This is a genomic window from Pseudovibrio sp. Ad26, from assembly GCF_001623285.1.
GTDB lineage: Bacteria > Pseudomonadota > Alphaproteobacteria > Rhizobiales > Stappiaceae > Pseudovibrio > Pseudovibrio ascidiaceicola.
This window is the reverse complement of sequence record NZ_LMCE01000062.1, coordinates 38070-56199: the sequence shown is the minus strand read 5'-3', so window position 1 is coordinate 56199 and position 18130 is coordinate 38070. Positions and strand designations below refer to the sequence as shown.

Sequence of the window (18130 nt, the reverse complement as noted above, 5' to 3'; positions counted from 1 at the left end):
CTATGCTCTCACGCGGGCTGCAAAGCGCCTACGCTTGCGCTTGCCCTGCTGGATTTCACATTGTGCTCTTGCATGATCGAGGTCGCGCTCGATGCGGTTCAAGTCAGCGCCTTGATACTTGATGAAGTCCTCACCAAAACGGCTCTCTGTAACCTGCTCACCGTTACGCACGGCCTCGTAGATCGCCTCTAGTTTTTCAACTTCAGCGCACCAATCCTTGTTCATTCGCCGTCCTCAGTTTTCTTGGCTTTGGGCTTTTTGGGCGCATCTTCAGATTTACCGCCACCTCCCTGCACCTTCTCTGAGGGATGCTTTCGACCAGATTTCTCGAACTCTTTCTTTTCGTCAGCAATCTCTTTCTGAACCTGATCGTAGTCTACGCCATCAGCAGCACATTCACGACGCACTGAGGATACGGCATTTTCAAGGCGCTGCTTCCGAGCACGTTCCTTCTTCTCGTCATCAGCGGTAGGCTGCGCGGGTCCAAGCACATCAACCTGACTTACAGTTTTCCGGTTGGCCTTAAACGCTTCATAACCACCCTTGAAAGGCAGACGCCCCTCTGCAATGCTTTCATCCAGCCAGTTAGCAAAAGTCACCTTTGTCAAAGGCGCAACAACCCGGTTCCTCCTGCGCGTAACAACAGGCCAGATCGAGGCGTATTCCATTCTTACAGAGCTGTAGGTTGCCCCTGTATGATCCATGGTCACTGATGATGCAGTTGCCCCGATCCTGCGAGCCACCTCCCTCAAGAGGTTCTGAAAGAAAGCAACATAATGCGGGTTAGGTGTTTTGCTGGAATGCAGCTCAAACTCTTCACCGGGCGCAAGGTGGTTTACCCTAACGCCATCAGTGAGGTTGATAGTACCTTCCTGCAACGCCTCAAGGCGCGACCGCCAAAGGTCCGCCAAGTCCTTACCAATGTCCTCATAGTCATCTTCAAGCGTCTGGAACGCCTGAAAGATTTCCTGAGAAGCATCTGGGCTTTTGACGGTCGCCGCCATGATTGCTTGAGCCAATGCCGTTGCAAGCGTTGCGTTCCCAAGTTGCTCTTGATAGCCAATATTATTCAGAACAGAAGTCAGCAGAGGCACACCGCGAGATGCGTCTGGGTTTTCAGAACGGTCCATGAGCTGAACAACTTGGCGCAGGCCCGCACGGTCAAAAGCTTCAATGTCATGATCTTCCCATGACCCTAGTTTTCCTCGGCGCTGAAACCTGTATTTCTGGTGCCTGCCGTTCACATCTTTGAAGATGCCGTCTTCTAGGCCAACGAGCTGATTACTCTCCCACTTCAAGCGACTTGGCGAAACAAGGGAAACCTTTGTGCCGGTCTTGATGCCGTATCTCTTACGTTCAGCAGGGCTTAGGAAGCTATAAACGCCATAGGTCTCGCCCTTTGTGGCATAGATCCGGCAAGTCCCGTCATCCATTTCAGACAGCTTTTTCTCACCCGCAAGATCTACTTCAAGAGGATCATCAGCGTATGCTCTGAACTCCTGCTCCACCAAAGCGGCAAACTCTTTAGTTTCCTTCTCATCATAGCCAAGCTTCGAAAGGTCTGGTTTGTAATTGATCGTAAGGCCATTACCGATTGTGTCGGTGATGACCTGATCAATCGCCCCAGCTATCCATCCGCTATTGTGCATGAAGTCCGTGGCAAGGGCTGATGCCCGTACCGCTGCCGCTCTCACATCTTCGGAGCCTAAGCGATTAGAAACTGTACGCTTTGCCAAGGTGCCAGACGGATCACCCCGCAAGTACCTCATAGTGAAGCGTTGCCCGCTCGATGCAAGCTGCCTGGACTTGGCTTGCACACGAACCTTAGGCCGGGTCAAACCGTTGCCTGTCATTTAAATCTTCTCCGAAACTTGTTGCTTGAACGTGTAGGCTCTGCTGCCGGTCGCGGTAGGCTGCGCTTGGTAGTGCGCGGTGTTGCTGGCTTGCTCTCCTGCACCACTTTGTCAGGTTCAACTAACTGCTCTGATTTGGCTTTCTTAGCCCTATCTCCCGGCTTACTCATCAAACGATCCGGCAAAGACAAGCGGGCTGCGGCTGCATAAACCTTACAGTCCCACGCCTCGTTGCGGATGCCTTCTTCCTTGGGTTCCCAGCACCTCACAGGCTTGCCTGCGTGCTCTTTGATGATCGCCTGCTCTGCGGTCATTTGAGCAAAGTAGTCGGCTGGCAGGTCATCACAGGGGAAGTGAGTTGCGTTAGGGGTCGGTGCTCCGTCTTCCGGCAGCAGAACCCCAAGCTGCAAGGCGATCAAGTCCTTTGCCGTATCAACCCCCACGATGTAGACATGCTCACCTGAGTTCTTGGTTCGAGATGGCGTTTTGGGCCAGATCTGGCGATGCCCCGCATTGTTCCCCTTGCCCTTGATTGCATAGATCCGGCGGTGCTTACGTTTCGCGCAGAACGATTGCACAATCGCAGCCCTATGACCTTGGGAGTCAATGCAGGTCGCTTTAATGGAAAGCCGCTTGCCATCCTCCCGGTAATAGACTTGGCGTAGCTCCCTATCAAACTCATCCCAAACCCGCTTGCCAGCTGTGTCACCGTCCAAAACGACATGCCGGATCACCCAGTTCTCATCATCCAGGCCATAGCCAACCACTGTCATCTCAATGCGGTCATCTTGCGTATCAGCACCCACGACAAGCAAGCGCACTCCCTCAGGTATTGCCTCATGGGAGTAGCCCTCAACCCGCTCTGCGAGCCCTTCAGCAGAAAGGGCAAGCTTGATACCCTTCACCACCTCAGCAAGCGCGGTGTTTGTCCACTTTCGGAGCATTAAGGGCTTCTTGTAGGAGTTGAGGAACTCCTTCACGACGTCAAAAAGGGAGTGTCTCGTTGAATAGAGTTTGGAAACATGAAAGCCCGCATGCCCTTCATAGTGCGAAGCTTTTTTGCATTCGGGACAATGTGAGCGCCCCTTCTCGTTCCAGTGCCCTGCGCCACTCCATTCGAGCGGATTATGCGTCTTCCCGCAACATGTGAAAGGCTTCGTCTGCCTCCAGCCATAATCTGTTTCATCTGCAATGCGCAGCAGCGCCAACTTGCGCTCTTTCTCACTCCACCCAGCCCCACACTTTGAGCAAAAGTACTGCGCAGTATTTGAAAGGTGGTTGCCGTTGTCGTCCTTGTCCCATTGAACAGTCTCGCGGGACCAATAGAGCACCTGCTCTTCATCGCAATGAGGGCAACGAACAAAGCACTTCCGCTGATCGCTGGCCATGTACTCATGATAGATTTTCGATGTTTCTTCGTCTGAAGGTGAGCACACACGGACATTCAGGCGGCGCTTGTTAAAGGTCGATGATCGTTCCTCACCCAATGCCAGTGGGTCGCCCATACCGCCTGCATCTGCGGGGTAAAGATCAACCTCATCAGCGAGGGTAATGCGCTTGGGGCGTGACGCCAGATCAGTTGGAGAGTTAGCGCCCACGAAGTCCAATGCTCCGCCAGGATACTCCTTGTGCTCCAGTGTCGTGCCGGAATCTCGTGACTTAGCGTCCGGTATCAACTCCCTCAGAACCGGTGTTGTATCAACCGTCTTTTGAAAGCGTTCCTTGGAGAACGAAACAGCAAGCTTCTGCGTAGGTTGAATGAACAAGATCGGCGACGGATCTTGATGGATATGGTAGCTCGCAACGTTCTGTAGAAACTCAGTTTTCATCAACTGAGTGCAGGCCATTGCTGTGAGAACTTGCGTATCCTTCTCTGTGACCGCCATCATGGGGCCTATCGAAACAGGAACACGTCTTGTCTTCCAACGCCCCGGATTGGCTGTATTCTCGCGCGCTACATAGCGGTATTCATCTGCCCACTCTACGAGGTTAAGCTTTGGTGGTGGCTTGAGATCGCGTTGCCTACATTCTGCGAAGACATCATCAATACGCTCACTAGCTATCGTCCGCCAATGCTTCAAGGATTTCACTCACTTTTGAAGAGAGGATCTCCTCAATGTCGGGAGCCTCAAGAAGTTCAAGGTCAGCAGAGATTTCACCGGGCAACGCAACAAAATTAGCTCTGATCTCTGAGTATTCCTTCGAGATCTTGGCCTTAACAATGTCGATTGGAATTGCAGTTCTGCGGAGCAGCTCAAGCTCAATTTCGGCCTTCTCTGCTGATGCATTGTCCTTGCGTATTTGCGCCCGTTCGCGCTCAGGTATCTTGTCTTCACCTAATGAGGACTTGCTGAACATCTCTCGCCAAGCAAACACCTCTGCAGTGTTGTAGGTCGTTAACTTCCCCGCCCCTTTATCGTCATGGATCGGGCACCCCTTAGCCCTCCACCTATGGAGCGTCTGTCTGCTAATTCCAAAGACTTCACAAAGCTCCAAAGTGCTAACAATTTTGCCCAACACGTATCCTCACATAAAAAAGGCCGCAGTGTTACAGGTTAGCAACGTCTACAGCGTATTCGTTCATTGAAATTGTTAGGTTTTTGGGATTAGTGGAGCTAAAAACCCGTCTAGTAACCCCGCTGTTTTTTGAACTGTAACGAGCCATAAAGTGGGCTCCGCCACCGTAGCGGGCTGAAAAAATCGAAATACGGTCCCTAGACCGGGGGGGGGTATGCATCGCGCATGCCTTTTTTCAGCTCTCGCGTGCCCTTTGCATCTTTCACGCTCGATGGGGAATCAAGTATCACGAAGCCCGACAGGGAGCGCTGATATGCCGAAGAGTGAACAACCCAAGGGCCTGAAAGCCAAGCGCAACGCGCTACTATTAAGCTCGCCATGGGCTCGTGGCGTCTTCGGTGGCCTTGCCCTACTCATACTTTGTCTGTGGCTGCTCAATGGTTATTACGCTCTAACTGGCGAGTTCCCACTGCAACAAATGTTTATCAGTCCACCTGAAACCCAGTCACAAAGCATATGGGAAAGGCTCGGTATCCTTGGCACCTCTCAAGCGGTAGGTGGTTACTCAGAAAGAGGCCCAACTGGTGATACCTTTGGGATCGTCAACTCATTGTTTGCTGGCCTCGCATTCCTTGGCCTGTTCTATGCGATCCTGTTGCAGCGAGAAGAGCTTTCTACAGTGAAAGAGGAGCGGGACGACACAAGGCAAATCCTCAACACGCAAGAAACCAACATCGGCGCGCAAATAAAGCAACTAAACAAGCAAGCGTTTGAAGCCAGTTTCTATAACACTCTGGAGTTACTACTTAAGCATAGGGAACAGCTTATTAATCCAAAAAGACAAAGCTCTGTCGGGAAAGTTGCCCTAAATCAGATGGCCAGAGAGTTCAGGAATAGTTGCACTTCACCAGAACACGTCCATCAACTGCTTCAAGATTATTGGACCACTTATGACAGCACGCGCAACGAAAGTATTGGTTACATTCGTTTTGTGATGATGATTTGCGAAATGATTGAGGATTCAAACATTGGTGGAAAGGAGCTTTATCGAGAAATCTTCAGATCACAACTGAGTGAATCCGATTTGATCCTTATCTTCTTTGCTGCCTTCTCCGAAAAGGGAAAGACGTCCGCATGGCGTACTCTTGCTATCAAGAGCAATCTTCTCAAGTACATTTCATTAAGTGATTGGCCTGATGAATGCCAAGAAGCTATCCAGAAAATCTATCCCCCCGAAACTATATATCTGAAGTGCGTTACTACTTCGGCGCCAACAGACGCCTAATCTCCACTTCCACTGCTGGCGCTAGAGACCGAGCCGCTTTGTCGTACTCAGCCTTTGACGGCCCTGTTTCCATCTCCTCCGGAATGCGGACGCTACTCTTGAGGCTATGGAAGCCCCTGTACCAGCGCTTACTTGCATTGAGGTTTGCCCTAAATACTGCACCCGCCCCATCCATGTTCAAGGTTTTACGGTTAGGGAAGCGCCCGCCCTTCATGAAGGCTTTCTCCAGATAGAGCCGCTGCCCCCTTGGCCGCGCCACTACACCGCCCCTCTTCAGCTCTCTTGGTTTGAAGTGCTTCAGGCTGATAAAGCCGCCTTTAGTTGTCAGCACATAAGACAGGCTGGCAGCGTTGCCCTTATAGCTCGCACTCGCCCTCTTAGGCTTCCCCAGAGCCTTCCTAATTGTACGGGATGGCAAGCCTGTTTGCTTAGGAAGCGTCTTCAGCACGCCTTTACGCAGCTTGGTGCCGGTTTTATTGATGACCTTTCTGTAGGCGCGCTCTGCTGTCTTTCTGTTTCCTATCCGCTCAACCGCATTACGAAAGTGCACATGGTTGTCGTCTGCGAATTCGAGGGTAACTGGAGGCATTATGCGGAGCCTTCTTCCGTGGCATGCGTGGTTTTGCTTTGGCCTCAGACGCTTTGTTGCTCTTTGCCGATCACGCAGCCCGTGTGCCGAACATCAATTTGTAACTTCTGGTTTCTTGAGCTTTGTGCTGGATAGAGCTACCCGGCCAACAGATGTTTTTTCAAAGAGAGAATTGCAGATGAATACATTGAGTAAAGCCACTCTCGCCTTCATGTTTGGGCTCGCAGGCTGCCTATCTGCCCAATCAGCGGAGATTGTTTCCACTCAGGAATCCGCCACTGCTGCGTTACTCACTTCAGTCGAAAAGGTTCGTGTCCAGATAGTAGACACCGTACACGGTGATTGCTCTCCTGAACCCGAAGTACTGAAAGATAAATCGGAGGGCGCACTGCGCAAGAACGGCATACCTGTAACTGAAGATACGACTGCCTCTAATGCCGCCGTGCTCTATTTGACACTTACTGGTTTCAAGCCCGGATCGAGATGCGCTGTCATGTTGGAGGCAAAGCTTTCCGTCAATTCGTATGCCATTGCCGCCCCTTCACAATACCTGCAAGAGGGCACTCGATTTAGCAATGTAGTGGATCTCAATCTTGTAGGGCACCTGTATGTAACCGACAGCGATATGCATTGGAACTTAACTGAAGCAGCTGGCGAGCTTGCGAATGAAGCTGCAAAAAAGATCCTACATGCGAGAGATTTTAAGTTCGAATACAAGTAGCCTTGATGGCGCGTTATGCGACCTTCTTGAGAGCTATTACGTTTAAGATATGTGTACCAATTGTCCCACGAGCTAGCATTCCACCATGAAATACCTAATCAAGGCAGTCTTAGTCGCAGCAACCATCATCTACGCAAGCCCTGCACTCTCAAGTGAGTATATCTGCTCATCTGAGAAAGGTACCGGTTATTTCTTGCCGGGAACAGATGAGGCTCAGGACTTCAAATCCAGACAAAAATTTCGCATTACTTCGATTGGCTCCACCAAGCCAACCTTCAGTTTCCGGCGGCTAAAGGGGCAAACCGAAGACCCTTTGCTAGCTTCTATGTTCAGGGAAGCTGCCTCATTCAGTTTAACCTTTAGCGGGCCTGAGCCGCGATACCCTTGCATTAGCAATAAAACTGAGATCATTTGCTCGGCAGGGAGCGGTGTCTACTTCACATTGTTTCTGAAATCACTGAGATTCTCTGCTGTTTCAGTAGCCCAGGAAAGAGGTCAAGCAGAGAAGATCTGGATGGATATCGGTTCTTGTTCAAGTGTCAAACAATGAGCAATGGAATTGGGAATTGTGGCTCTAAGCTGGTGCAAGACTGCGTCTGTTCCAACGTCGATATACGTTATCATGCGGACCTACATCCAACACTTCGTACTCTTTGTCAGAAATTCGTTTCAGAATTATACGATCACCACCTTTTCCATTAATAATGAAAATATCATCAAATGGCTCCAAAACGCGGTAGCGAAGCGAATTGGTCTTCGGATTCTGCAGGAACAAGCTGAGCTTACTCTTAACCCCCTTCTGTCGATCTGGAGGTAACTTTTTAATACTTTTCTCGAAGGTCGAAGTTAAACTAAGCTCTACAGACATGATCACCCAAGATTATCAAAAAACTTATCTAGATCATCTCTCGACTTGATCTTTGTCTCCTCAGTTTTATCTGAGAGATCGGCTCTTAACGCGCGATAGAGCAAAGCATACTTGAGACATGCTTCCGCATCTGCTTCAAGCCAATTTCGCAAGCGTTTATTTTGCTTGTTCATTTTGGAAGCACCCTGCTTTGAATAAAGCGAGAGCTCCTTCACATGCTGGTTAAGAGAGCTTTTACTCTTTTGGAGTGCTTTTCTGGTCTGATTTGCTTTATTCTCAAGAACATAAATAAGGTTGTCTAACTCATGAATTTGATGAGGCGTAATCGGTGCACCTTCCAAAGCAATTCTTACTTCGTTAAACTCGTTCTGTGCAATTCTTTCAAACTCGGCTAACTGAGTGTTCAAATCGTCAATTTTTTGATCTTCTTCTGCTAGAAAGCGCTCCATAGAGCCATCTGCTTCGAAAATATTCCGCTCAATACCGACTACTGGCTTGACGAAGGCTTGCTCCATCTTGCGCATCGTTTCTTCAAGGGTGTTGTCAATATCCATAATGAATCGGAACATAAGCTACCACCTGTTTGAGCGCAATTAGATTTGTTACGAATGAACCAATACTAACCGAGGTGCATCTCTAGTCTTTTCATGTCAATCACGGTCAGAGCGGAGCTTTATTTTATCTCAACCTCATATTAGGGGAACAAATTCATTGATATGATACCCCAGCCCATCATGAGCTTGCTAGAAACTATGCTTTTCGACAGCCCCTAATCCTTGTGTGGCTAATTTAGGATCGCCTTTCACGAAGATCAAAACGTTCTGATGTGTCTTGCCAAGCTTGCGCCCGCTCTCAAATCCTCCACGAGCCCTCAAGGGCAATGAACCGGCTTGAGTGATCAACACAGCATCATTGTAGAAGCGCAGGCCCGCGTCTTCGCAGGCTTCAATGGTGTCCCGTACAAAGCCCCGGTTGATACCTTCCCGGTCCCTGAAGTCGCCAACCACGATAGCTGCAAAGCGGTTCTCCTTCAGACGCGCTGCAGCCTGCTTCATTGAGGCGCGAAAGGCACCCACAAACACGTCGTAATGCATGTTCGACAAGTCCGAGGGATCATCTGAGTACTTCTCCAGATCACCATAGGGCGGACAGGTCAGTATGAAATCAAAGTAGCCGCGCACATGCTTGTAAAGCTGTACAGCATCACCAACCTTCCACTTAGGCCTTGGTTTAATCCCGAGGGCATCAGCCTGCAGGTCATTGGCTTCAACCTGCTCAGGGCGCAAATCTACACCTGTATACTCGCGCCCCATGTAGGCGGCCACTAAGCCCCGTACAGATCCACCAGCAAAAGGATCAAGAACCTTTCCCTCAGGCGGACAGAACCATGCATAACAAAGTTCAGTCAGGACCGGGTCAAATATGCTTTTACTTGCCCATGAGCCGGGTGCTGTGCCCTTCCCGTTGATCTCTGACCACTTAGCCATTGCGCTGGCGTATCCGCTTAGGAGGTCTTCTTTCCTTCCTTCACCGCTATCAATCCCCAGGCCGAGCCAAAGGCGCTTGCGGTCTTGCCATTCCTTGGCCCTTGCGCTCAACACTGAAAAAGGCGGTACGATAAAATCTTGGCTTAGTGCCCCTTTAGTCATTCCATGCTCTCTAAGCTTGATGCTCAGGGCATTCACTTATGGGCTCTAAGGGCCTCAACTGGTTTAGTGTGCCGCATCTCCGGCACTTGATTTCAATGGGTTTCACGATTGCGCCCGGTTCGTTTTTGAACAGGAGCGCATTGCAGTGGCCACATCTGGTTGATTCCAAAATGATTCTCGACGCATAAAAGCCCCCTGCTCATTAATTGCGATGAGTAGATATGGCGGGAGCGGTAATATGCTAAGTCTTACCGGGCGGGTGCTGTAGTCATAAACGTGCCCGTAGCTCTGGAGGTTGCTGCCTCCAAGCCTCTCGCCTTAAACCTTTTAGGAGATTGCTATGCCATTAGCTGAAATAAAAGGATTTTTAACCTCCGTTAAAGTTGCTTCCGATTTACTCAAACTCGGCATTGAAGCCAGAGATGATGCCAAAATCAAAGCCGCTTCTAATGAGTTAACTGAACGTCTGATCGAAGCGAATATGTTGGCTCTAGACATCACCAATAAGATGCATGAGCAAGATTCTCATCTCCGTGATGCCCAAGAGCGTATTCGTGAACTTGAGGCAAAACGAGAACTTCTAGACAGATACCAGCTCATCGAACTAGACGAAGGTTCACTCGTATACGAGTTAAAGGCTAACGCCGGGACTGAAGAGCCACACCACTATGCCTGCCCTAACTGTTTAGAAGATGGGCGCAAGACCGTTCTGCAGAAAAAGAACCGTCCTTATAGCGACAGGATAAGGAAAGAAGTACCGCGATTGGTCTGTACTAAATGTCCTGCTGATTTTGCTTTCGACGGCGAAAAAATGCCTAAATCCTCATACCATGGCGGGCAAGTTGTTTATTGATCAGATCGCAAATGACTAACCCGCCGTTTGGCGGGTTAGTCATTTGGGAAACCTGTAATGAAACACGGCTAAACCTTCAAGCCGCAAGTGTTCTCATCTTATCTGAATAGATACCCGATTTAGGCCGGAACTGTCCAACTAGATTTTCATCAGAGAATGGCGTTAAAACGTCTATTTTACAAAGATTTAGAGCAATTACCTCAAGTGCAGAATGAAAACGTAGATGAGCCGTCGATTTTGCAAGGCCCATCTGGTCAAGAACCTTCTTCGGCTGGATTTTATAGGCGTAGCAGAACACCAGAAGCGAGAGCGCTTTTCTCTCTTCATTTCGCTTGATGTAATGCATCCAATCCCATGTCTCTTCCATGCGGGCTATTGCGGCGGCATCCGGCCCAGTCATGTTCCTGGCTCTCTTTTCCGCTTCCGTAAGCTTCTTTGCAACGGCATTCAAAGCCGCTTCCCATTGATCATCATCGCTTGGGTTGAAGTCCGGCCAGAAGCTTTGCGGTTGCCCCGGTCTAACGCCTCGCACCTTCATAAGGCGCATGACAACCTGTGCCTCTATCAGCCGATCTAGGATCACCGCATATAGTGCCTGAATGTCGCTCATTTATTCCTCCGGCTGTTTCAAAAATTCAAAAAAGGCAGTTTCTGCTTTGCGGGCTGCTTCAAGGTGTGTTTCGGCGTATCCTTCCGCAACTTTCTTCCAATCATTTACAACCCAACTCCAGCGCCCTCCACCATTTGGGCCAAGCTCCCAAAACATACGCATAGTTGTCGTTTTTCGTTGAGGCGGTTTTGCTGTGAAATCTTGCGGTTGATCCTCCCATGTTGGGCGCCAACGAAATATCGGCTTGTATGGTTTGTTGTCGTTCATGCCGCTTTCTTGTCCTGCTTGATGGCCCGGCTTCTCTAAACCTTATGGTCTTATCGGCATGCATAGAGCCCTACGGCCCTTTAGGGATTAATATGAATGGCCGCTGCCTCACACCACAGATCTTCGTAAATGTTGATCTTCTCCTGTGCGATAGTCGGTTGAAGTGGAAGCAAATACGTGGGCTTAGCTCCCGCATCCTTGATTGATCCACCTATAACCCAGCAGTCCGTTCTATCGATGATGACAACCCTATCATGAAGAGCCTTGCTACGTTTTAACTCGGGAATGACCTTGTACTGGCTCATAAACGCCTTGGCGGGACCAGCGACTTCATTCGAGTACCTGCTGCAAAGCACTCGAATTGAGCAACTACCGCGTGAAGGGCTGAGGAACGTATCAAAGGCTTGGCCGTCGAAGTACGGGTCTACAACAAAGACCTCTTTTTGCGCGCCCTGAATTATTCCTCTGAGATCGCGCTGGAAATCATACTGCTGTTCCGAACCATAGACTTGGCCGATGTCTTCATGGCCGTCGAGTTCCAGCTCCAGCTTGATTTCCTCGGATGCCATCATAAGCAGTTGCCGAAACGGCTCCCTTGACACTCTCCAGTATTGAACGCAAGTATTTCGGCAGCTTTGAAATGCAACCTTATGCTGAAGACCCACGCGCGCCAGCAGCGCACCAATTCGAGCAATCCATTGTTGCGGTTCGCTGCTCGCGTCAGCTACATACTTTTCGCCGAAATTGGGCGCCGTCTCAAACTCATGCATCAGTTTTAACAACAAAACTTGCTTCTCTGCTGGGCCATCACCTGCGAGTTTCTTTTGGAGGCGCTCCAAGTCTCTCGTCATCTCATTACTCCCTTTAGATGTGTGCGGTTAGACCTACACGACTTTGTAGATTTGCTGCCATGGTTTGAAAAAACAATCCTCGCCTAGCAAAATAAACTATCCGGGGAAGATCGTTGTAACCTTTGCGAGCATATCCACTACCTCTGAATTAGCTTTTTGAGACACTCATAAGAGCATCCCTTCTTGGTGTCCGCGATCTTCCCTAAAGGTTGTGGTAGGCCCATCAAAAACAAGCTCTGCACAGCGACCACCTGAGCCCATGCGGACTTTATCGGCGTGCACCTGTGCTCTGTCCTTCCACTCAATCAGGTCGGTTTGCCATTTGACATGTAAGTCTGTGCCTTCCTTTGGCTCTTTGCGAAGCAAGATTGGCTCAGGGCGGAAGAGAATGAGGATGTTGTCCGCGCTGTCTTCCATATTTGACCCGCCAAACAGTTCCTTACGTGTCAGACGTTGTAACGGTTCTCTCTCTGATCTGACTTCATGAGCAAGGGCTACGACTGGAATATTGAGGGCTTTGGCAAGCTCCTTCAGTTCAGAAATCACGTAGCCGCAGCGTGCAGGAAGATTTGAGTCCAAGCGGCTATCTTTAGCCCGCATGGCCTTCACGCTATCGACAAACAGGGCCTTAGTCCCAAACCTAGACTTGTTAGCTTTTGCCCGGATAAACAACTGCTCAACAGTCGTTCTTGACGTCTCATCAATATATAGCGGGATGCTCTGGCAATCCTCTTTTGCGAGGTAGATTTTTTCCAGCTCTTCAGCCGAAAGCCCGCCTCGGCGCATAACGTGGGTACTGATGCCAGACATAGCTGCAACGCGCCGCATGGTGAGCTGTTCTGCGTCCATTTCCTTTGACTGGAAATCAACCGGGCCATACTGGCAGGCAATGAACTCAGCAATCTGCAAAGCAAGAGCTGTCTTACCGCTTGCCCCTTCTGCACCGATTACAGTTAGCTCTCCATCAACCAAGCCACCACCCAAAAGGTTATCAACCTGCTTAAGACCAGTCCCTAAAGCATCACCTCCTGTTTCCTGAGGCTGCGCAGCCCGCTCATAAACAGCTTGTGCGCTTTGCCCAAGAGTTACAGTGCTGGTTCTCTGTGCTTGCCCTGAAATCTCTTGAAGCTCTTCAATAGCGCTCTCTGCAAGCTCAACAGCCCTTGTGTCAGTGTAAAGAGCCTTCTGCCCCTTCTGGAAAGTTTCGGCAATCAGTTCCTTGTTGCGCCGGTTGAGGAGCGGCTTCACAAGATCGTCGATTTCAGCAGTAAGCTTCCTGCCCTTGGCTGCGAGGGATTTGATGCGCGCCACAAGATCTGCATCGCCTTCATAAGGGGCGTTTGTCTCTACAAGGTGCAGATCAAAGCTGCCCTCTTTGTGACAGGTGTCCAAGCCGGTCCAGACAGCCTTCCAGATAGGATCATGGAAGTGCGCTGGGGTCATCTGATCTGCAACATCCCAGTACAGCTCAGGGGCAGCCAAAAGGCGCGCAAGAACTTGTTGTTCGATTGGTTCAAGGTTTGTCATACGGATGCACTCCGACATATGATTGAAACGGATTCGATTGAAATTTTGAGAGTGTGATTAGTGTCGTCATCTACTGCCCGCTATTGGGGCCTTGTTGTTGTTTGCTTTGCAGCTTTTTTTATGGGTGGTTTGCTCACCGTAGTTTTCTTCGAGTTTCAACTCGCACAATTCGGTTTGTGCACGGGAGTTGAAAGCGAGGTGCCTTGGTCCTGTGGCCGAAAGTGGCTCGGTGCATTGAGTGGCTGGGCTGCAGCAATAGCCGCTGTGAGCGCTGCGATTTATGCAGGCTCCCTTGTAAAAGTTCAAATTGATCGAACTGAAGATCAAATCGACAAGACTGTTGAAGCTAATTCTATTGCGCGGCAAGAATTTATGGGAAAGGCTGCTCAATTTATTTCTGAAGATACTATAAAATGCACTAGGCTCACTATTCACTATACCTACCTTATCGAAGAAGACTTGACGATGAAGGCGCAAAATGTCGCGGGTATACTTGGAAGTTACCAAATTCTTAAGAAAAATAGTATGGATGCAATCACATTCCTTCCGTATGAAGTGTGGGAAAAGCGAAATGATATTATTGAGGCATTGGAAGAGTTTTTTGAGCTTAAATACGAAGACCGGCAGGAAATTACTGAAGCCGAGGAATTGAACGATATCATTGACCGGTTGATAGCTACAGCGATGGAGAAAATCGATAACGCAGATCTCTATGATTATCACCGACTGGACAAACTGCTCGATGAATATCGAGTAGCGCGCGTTAAAACTCTGGAAGATATCAAAAAAAACCAAAAGAGAGTTTGGGGTCAGGGCGGATAATTTCAACATTAAGTGCTCCCCCATGCAGTAACCTCATAAAGATCATTGTAAACATCCAGCCAGTCAGAGCCCGCCTCAGGCAAAGCTATGTCCAGCACTTGCAATCCGTTTTGAGAAAGGTTTTCAGCGGCCTGTTTGGCTGCCTTTGCACCGGGCGCCATGTCCCAACTGCCGTCAGGCCTTTGGAGAGCCTGATCGCCGTCGCCATAGATCCGCAGCCGGTCTACATCTAAGGGAGGTTCAAAGTTGATGAGGCCCGCTGTAGACAGGCACGACCAGCAAGGGCGCCCCGTCAAAGCATAAACAGCAAGGGCAGTTTCAACGCCTTCAGCTATACCGACTTCGCCGCCTGTAGCTTCCTGAAGCCGCACTGCTCCCCCTGCAACCGGACCAAGACCGAGCTTGGCGTTGACTGCCGGCGCTTTCTTGCCGTCCTTAGTGATGAAAATTCGCCAGATCCCGGTGAGATCGCCCATGGTGTCATCAACACGGCAAACAAGAGCGGGAAGCTTTCCTGCGTCCGGATACTTCAGGCCCGGGTGGTAACGCAGGCAATCCGGCCACTGCATTCTCGGGAGCCCACGCCCCAGCAAGTATGCTTCTGCAGGAGTGCCCTCAATCGGTTTGGATTGGTCCCAGAGCTTTTGCGCGTATTCAGTGCTATCGGCTTCCTGCTGGGCTTGTTCTTCTGCTTCGCGTGCAGCTTTGGCCTTGGCCTCTTTCTTGCGCTCAGCTGCTTTACGCTGCGCATTTTCATCCCAAGAGCCTTCTCCGAAGGGAGGTTCCTCTCCCGTCAGGACCTCACAGGCCGCTTTGAAGTCCACGGACATGCAGTGCATCACAACACCGATGGCATCACCTCCACCGCCTGCCCCTCTACAGTTCCACTTCTGCTTGACTGGATTAACGCTAAAGCGATCTGTGCCACCGCAGGCCGGACAAGGCCCCGTATGTTCTTTTCCGCCCCGCTTCAGCTCTGCCCCGCATTTCTGTGCGGCTTCAAGCAAGGGCGTTTTGTTTGCTCTGACCTTGTAGTCTTCCCACTTTTGATCAAGGGCGCTCATTACATCACCTTCTCTCTGAAATCGCCGGAGAAATCGTGCTTAGGATCGAGAGCTTCAAACTCTTCAAGGGTGCGCCTGACGCTGCGCATCCCATCAGCTGTTGGATAGGGTCTGTGATCAAATGTGAGGTTGTTGCCGATACCCTTCACTACCTCAATGAGAACGTCTTTAGCCCGAACCAAACGCTCCTTGTCCCGCTCAGCAATCAGCAGGCATTCCACCAGTTGAGAGACGGCCTTGGGGTCAAACTCGGGCTTACTTTGTGGCTGATCCTTACCAACCATCCAATCAAAGATGATGTTGGTGCACCACACAGCAAATTCCGGCGATAACCATTGTGCAAGGTGAATGGCAACTTTGGGGTGGACCCATGTACCTTGATCTTTCGAAAAACCACCCTTAACGCTTTGAATTAATTTCGATACGGGAATCCCCGTTTCGCTCGATAGCGCTTTCAAATATGCTTTGGTGCTTTCTAACCGGGAGTAATCATTGAATAGTTTCCCAGCCGTTTTGCACATGGCTGTGGCATCTAAATACCCATCACCTGAGCGCTGGCGAATTTTGGACGCATTGATGCTGTGGGATAAAAATAAGGTCATAACAAAAGCCCTTGTGTCGGCGGTTAAAAAACCACTCAACAACGAGCTTCTTACGACCCACTGGTGAGCGGGAGGGTAAGAACCTAACACAAGATAGGCGGGCTTATTCCCCTTGCGGGTATTGTATTCACCGCCCTCCCGCTCATAGCGAGAGTGCTCCAGACGGAATCCGGGCACAAAAATACCGCAATGCTGACGGGTGCGGTGTCCGCTTGTGTGGAGGTTCTTACGCCTCGCCGCCAACATGCTGTGATTTGAAGAAAATGTCAAATGTGGTTGTAATAAGTTACCGACTCGGGTCAGCTTCCCACTTTGAATAAGTATTCCCTTTAGAGTGATTTCATCATGCGTTTTTTTAGAAAGCTTTTCTCGCTTTTCCTGTGGCTGATCATTCTCGTATTTGCGGGCAAGTTCATTGATGTCATTCAGACAGATGGCTTCGAGAGAGTGCACCTCACCTACTTCGCTTTGCTTTTTATCGCAGGTGGTTTTGCGCGTTGGGTTTGGTCGGCTGATGAGGAGGAAGAAGGTGAAATAATCACTGAGGAAGCCAACATTGCAAGCACATATCCTGCTGCCCAGTCGGCGCCTGTCCTTCTCCAAAACGCCTCCATCAGCTCCCAAGCGCCTCCGGCGCAGGAAGAAGAAACTCAACGTGGAAAGTCCAAGAAGGGCCTTAAGCAAGTCATCTTTGATGTAAACGGCTCTAAGGGGGATATCTACCAGGTCGAAGCATACTACGGCGGCTCCAGGTTGCTCATGAGGTGTAGTTGTCGGGCGCAAACCACCTGCAAGCACATGATCGCCATCCTTAACGACGATGACAGCCATGTGGTGAGCGACAACGAAGCCGAGGTAACGGAGCTTTATTACGGGGTGAGAAACGAAAAACTTGAAGAACAGGTGCACGACCTCACAGACGCTATCGAGGATTTGGAAAGCGCGAAAAAAGAGGTTGAAGAACTCACCAAACAGCAAAGCAAGCTCAGGGCTGCACTTTACAAGAGGCTGAGTTTTTAGGGCACAGTTGCTCACGCGGTCTCCTCCTTCTGCTCATAAAGGAAGGTCTGGCAGTGCCCACAGTAGGTCTGGCGAAGGTCTGTTGGAGCACCACAATAGAAGCGCTGATCAATAGGCGGCTCTCCGCTCCACATTGGGCGCCTGCATTGCTTGTCTGTGATATCAAGCAGAGTTGCAGGTTGGGCGTCAGGAGCTTTAAGGCGGGCCTCCAGAGTTTTCTGAAACGAATTGCTGCCCTTTGCCCATTTGGTAGAGCCAACCGCTCCTTTACGGCCAGTGAGCTTGCCGCCATAGCTACGGACAATGCGAGCAACACTGCCGACGGTAATGCCCGGGTGGCGAAAGGACAGCTCCTCTTGGATAGTGCGTGTCGAGCGGGTCCCATCAGCAAGGCTTTTTACTGCTGAAATTTGGTCCTGTCGGTCCAATTCTTCCCATTGTTGTGCAATCATAAAAACACCCCTTGGTCTTGAGGTTCCATGACCGGCATCAGCAGTACTTGCAGATAACCGGCAATCAAAATTCTGGTTTTCGGGGACGCCCCATCAATGCCAGGGCCGCTCCAAGCAAGGCGCTGCAACTCTTCAAGGTCGAGCAAGTCCAGCGCGTTAAGGAAGTCACCCAGCCTTCTTTCCCAAGCCGGGTAATTGCAGAGCAGATCGCTTACGGCCCCTATCAGGGAGCTTTTGAGTTCGATTGGTGGGTTTTCCATCTCGGAAAGCGCGTATAGAACTGCCCACGCATGCTCCCTGCCCCTCAGATTGATCATCTTCTGGATCCGCACTGCGGAATGAGTTTGTTGTGGTGAGCAAGGCCCAGTTCTTATCCGCTTGCTCGCGTGCAGAACCTCTATTCCCAGTTCCGCGCACAGGCTTTCCGCTTCCCTTGTGTCGGTTGTCGTTACCGCTGGCACGCTCCAACCTCCTCTGAAGCTCTCGTTTCTCCCGCACGAGTGTTTTGTTTGCTGATGAGGCAAGCTCGAATTGAACCATGTAATAATGAGCCCGCGCCTGCTGCAGCTTCAGATCAGTA

At 50.2% G+C, this 18130-nt stretch carries 20 protein-coding genes; 5 read left to right on the top strand and 15 right to left on the bottom strand.

Annotated elements, in window-relative coordinates; translation table 11 throughout:
* From PsAD26_RS15165 to PsAD26_RS15150, 4 genes are read right to left on the bottom strand one after another with little or no spacing between them, the layout of a single operon-like run.
* Entirely contained in the window at positions 1–225 is a 225-nt protein-coding gene (locus PsAD26_RS15165; protein WP_063311117.1) for a hypothetical protein, read from the bottom strand.
* Positions 222–1853, bottom strand: a complete 1632-nt coding sequence (locus PsAD26_RS15160) for a phage portal protein (protein WP_063311116.1) — start codon at positions 1851–1853, stop codon at positions 222–224. Before PsAD26_RS15160 ends, PsAD26_RS15165 begins: the two co-directional genes overlap by 4 nt.
* The gene (locus tag PsAD26_RS15155) at positions 1850–3934 is read right to left on the bottom strand and encodes a terminase gpA endonuclease subunit (RefSeq protein WP_193758295.1); all 2085 of its coding nucleotides are present in this window, start codon (positions 3932–3934) and stop codon (positions 1850–1852) included. Before PsAD26_RS15155 ends, PsAD26_RS15160 begins: the two co-directional genes overlap by 4 nt.
* Positions 3909–4370, bottom strand: a complete 462-nt coding sequence (locus tag PsAD26_RS15150; RefSeq protein WP_063292074.1) for a terminase small subunit — start codon at positions 4368–4370, stop codon at positions 3909–3911. Before PsAD26_RS15150 ends, PsAD26_RS15155 begins: the two co-directional genes overlap by 26 nt.
* 313 nt (positions 4371–4683) lie before the next feature.
* On the opposite strand from PsAD26_RS15150, the gene PsAD26_RS15145 reads away from it, so the two are divergent.
* Positions 4684–5655 carry a putative phage abortive infection protein gene (locus PsAD26_RS15145; protein ID WP_063311113.1) on the top strand — a complete coding sequence of 324 codons (972 nt, stop codon included), beginning with the start codon at positions 4684–4686 and terminating at the stop codon, positions 5653–5655.
* On the opposite strand, the gene PsAD26_RS15140 is transcribed toward PsAD26_RS15145, so the two are convergent.
* A complete protein-coding gene (locus tag PsAD26_RS15140) occupies positions 5630–6244 on the bottom strand; it encodes a hypothetical protein (protein ID WP_063311112.1) in 615 nt (204 codons plus the stop codon). The genes PsAD26_RS15145 and PsAD26_RS15140 overlap by 26 nt on opposite strands.
* Before the next feature lies 1 nt (position 6245).
* On the opposite strand from PsAD26_RS15140, the gene PsAD26_RS15135 reads away from it, so the two are divergent.
* Together PsAD26_RS15135 and PsAD26_RS15130 are read left to right on the top strand one after the other, a co-directional pair.
* Positions 6246–6965 carry a hypothetical protein gene (locus PsAD26_RS15135; protein WP_153040758.1) on the top strand — a complete coding sequence of 240 codons (720 nt, stop codon included), beginning with the start codon at positions 6246–6248 and terminating at the stop codon, positions 6963–6965.
* 85 nt (positions 6966–7050) lie between these two features.
* Complete coding sequence (locus PsAD26_RS15130) at positions 7051–7515, top strand: hypothetical protein (RefSeq protein WP_063307375.1); 465 nt, start codon at positions 7051–7053, stop codon at positions 7513–7515.
* Positions 7516–7835: 320 nt separating this feature from the next.
* Here PsAD26_RS15130 and PsAD26_RS15120 read toward each other — a convergent pair whose 3' ends face one another.
* Together PsAD26_RS15120 and PsAD26_RS15115 are read right to left on the bottom strand one after the other, a co-directional pair.
* Positions 7836–8402 (bottom strand): hypothetical protein, encoded by a 567-nt coding sequence (locus tag PsAD26_RS15120; protein WP_063307373.1) that lies wholly within the window; start codon positions 8400–8402, stop codon positions 7836–7838.
* 174 nt (positions 8403–8576) lie between these two features.
* Positions 8577–9482 (bottom strand): hypothetical protein, encoded by a 906-nt coding sequence (locus PsAD26_RS15115; protein WP_063311111.1) that lies wholly within the window; start codon positions 9480–9482, stop codon positions 8577–8579.
* A 340-nt stretch (positions 9483–9822) separates the two neighbouring features.
* Between PsAD26_RS15115 and PsAD26_RS15110 the strand changes: the two genes are divergently transcribed.
* Positions 9823–10335, top strand: a complete 513-nt coding sequence (locus PsAD26_RS15110; RefSeq protein WP_063307371.1) for a hypothetical protein — start codon at positions 9823–9825, stop codon at positions 10333–10335.
* Between the two features lie 76 nt (positions 10336–10411).
* On the opposite strand, the gene PsAD26_RS15105 is transcribed toward PsAD26_RS15110, so the two are convergent.
* The 4 genes from PsAD26_RS15105 to PsAD26_RS15090 all read right to left on the bottom strand — a co-directional run bounded on the left by PsAD26_RS15105 (position 10412) and on the right by PsAD26_RS15090 (position 13590).
* Positions 10412–10945: a DUF6362 family protein gene (locus PsAD26_RS15105; protein WP_063311110.1), complete on the bottom strand. Its 534-nt coding sequence runs from the start codon at positions 10943–10945 to the stop codon at positions 10412–10414.
* Positions 10946–11212: a hypothetical protein gene (locus PsAD26_RS15100; RefSeq protein WP_063311109.1), complete on the bottom strand. Its 267-nt coding sequence runs from the start codon at positions 11210–11212 to the stop codon at positions 10946–10948.
* A gap of 80 nt (positions 11213–11292) precedes the next feature.
* The gene (locus PsAD26_RS15095) at positions 11293–12063 is read right to left on the bottom strand and encodes a hypothetical protein (protein ID WP_063311108.1); all 771 of its coding nucleotides are present in this window, start codon (positions 12061–12063) and stop codon (positions 11293–11295) included.
* A gap of 165 nt (positions 12064–12228) precedes the next feature.
* The gene (locus PsAD26_RS15090; RefSeq protein ID WP_063311107.1) at positions 12229–13590 is read right to left on the bottom strand and encodes a DnaB-like helicase C-terminal domain-containing protein; all 1362 of its coding nucleotides are present in this window, start codon (positions 13588–13590) and stop codon (positions 12229–12231) included.
* 60 nt (positions 13591–13650) lie between these two features.
* Between PsAD26_RS15090 and PsAD26_RS15085 the strand changes: the two genes are divergently transcribed.
* Positions 13651–14412: a hypothetical protein gene (locus PsAD26_RS15085; protein ID WP_063311106.1), complete on the top strand. Its 762-nt coding sequence runs from the start codon at positions 13651–13653 to the stop codon at positions 14410–14412.
* An 8-nt stretch (positions 14413–14420) separates the two neighbouring features.
* Here PsAD26_RS15085 and PsAD26_RS15080 read toward each other — a convergent pair whose 3' ends face one another.
* Genes PsAD26_RS15080 through PsAD26_RS15060 form a run of 4 tightly spaced genes read right to left on the bottom strand, consistent with a single transcriptional unit; the run spans position 14421 to position 17867 of the window.
* Positions 14421–15476 (bottom strand): toprim domain-containing protein, encoded by a 1056-nt coding sequence (locus PsAD26_RS15080; RefSeq protein ID WP_063311105.1) that lies wholly within the window; start codon positions 15474–15476, stop codon positions 14421–14423.
* Positions 15476–17113: a KilA-N domain-containing protein gene (locus PsAD26_RS29840; protein ID WP_084403687.1), complete on the bottom strand. Its 1638-nt coding sequence runs from the start codon at positions 17111–17113 to the stop codon at positions 15476–15478. The genes PsAD26_RS15080 and PsAD26_RS29840 overlap by 1 nt, the downstream gene beginning before the upstream one ends.
* Positions 17110–17550 carry a hypothetical protein gene (locus tag PsAD26_RS15065; protein ID WP_063311102.1) on the bottom strand — a complete coding sequence of 147 codons (441 nt, stop codon included), beginning with the start codon at positions 17548–17550 and terminating at the stop codon, positions 17110–17112. Before PsAD26_RS15065 ends, PsAD26_RS29840 begins: the two co-directional genes overlap by 4 nt.
* Positions 17547–17867: a hypothetical protein gene (locus PsAD26_RS15060; protein WP_153041507.1), complete on the bottom strand. Its 321-nt coding sequence runs from the start codon at positions 17865–17867 to the stop codon at positions 17547–17549. The genes PsAD26_RS15065 and PsAD26_RS15060 overlap by 4 nt, the downstream gene beginning before the upstream one ends.
* Positions 17868–18130: the final 263 nt, after the last annotated feature.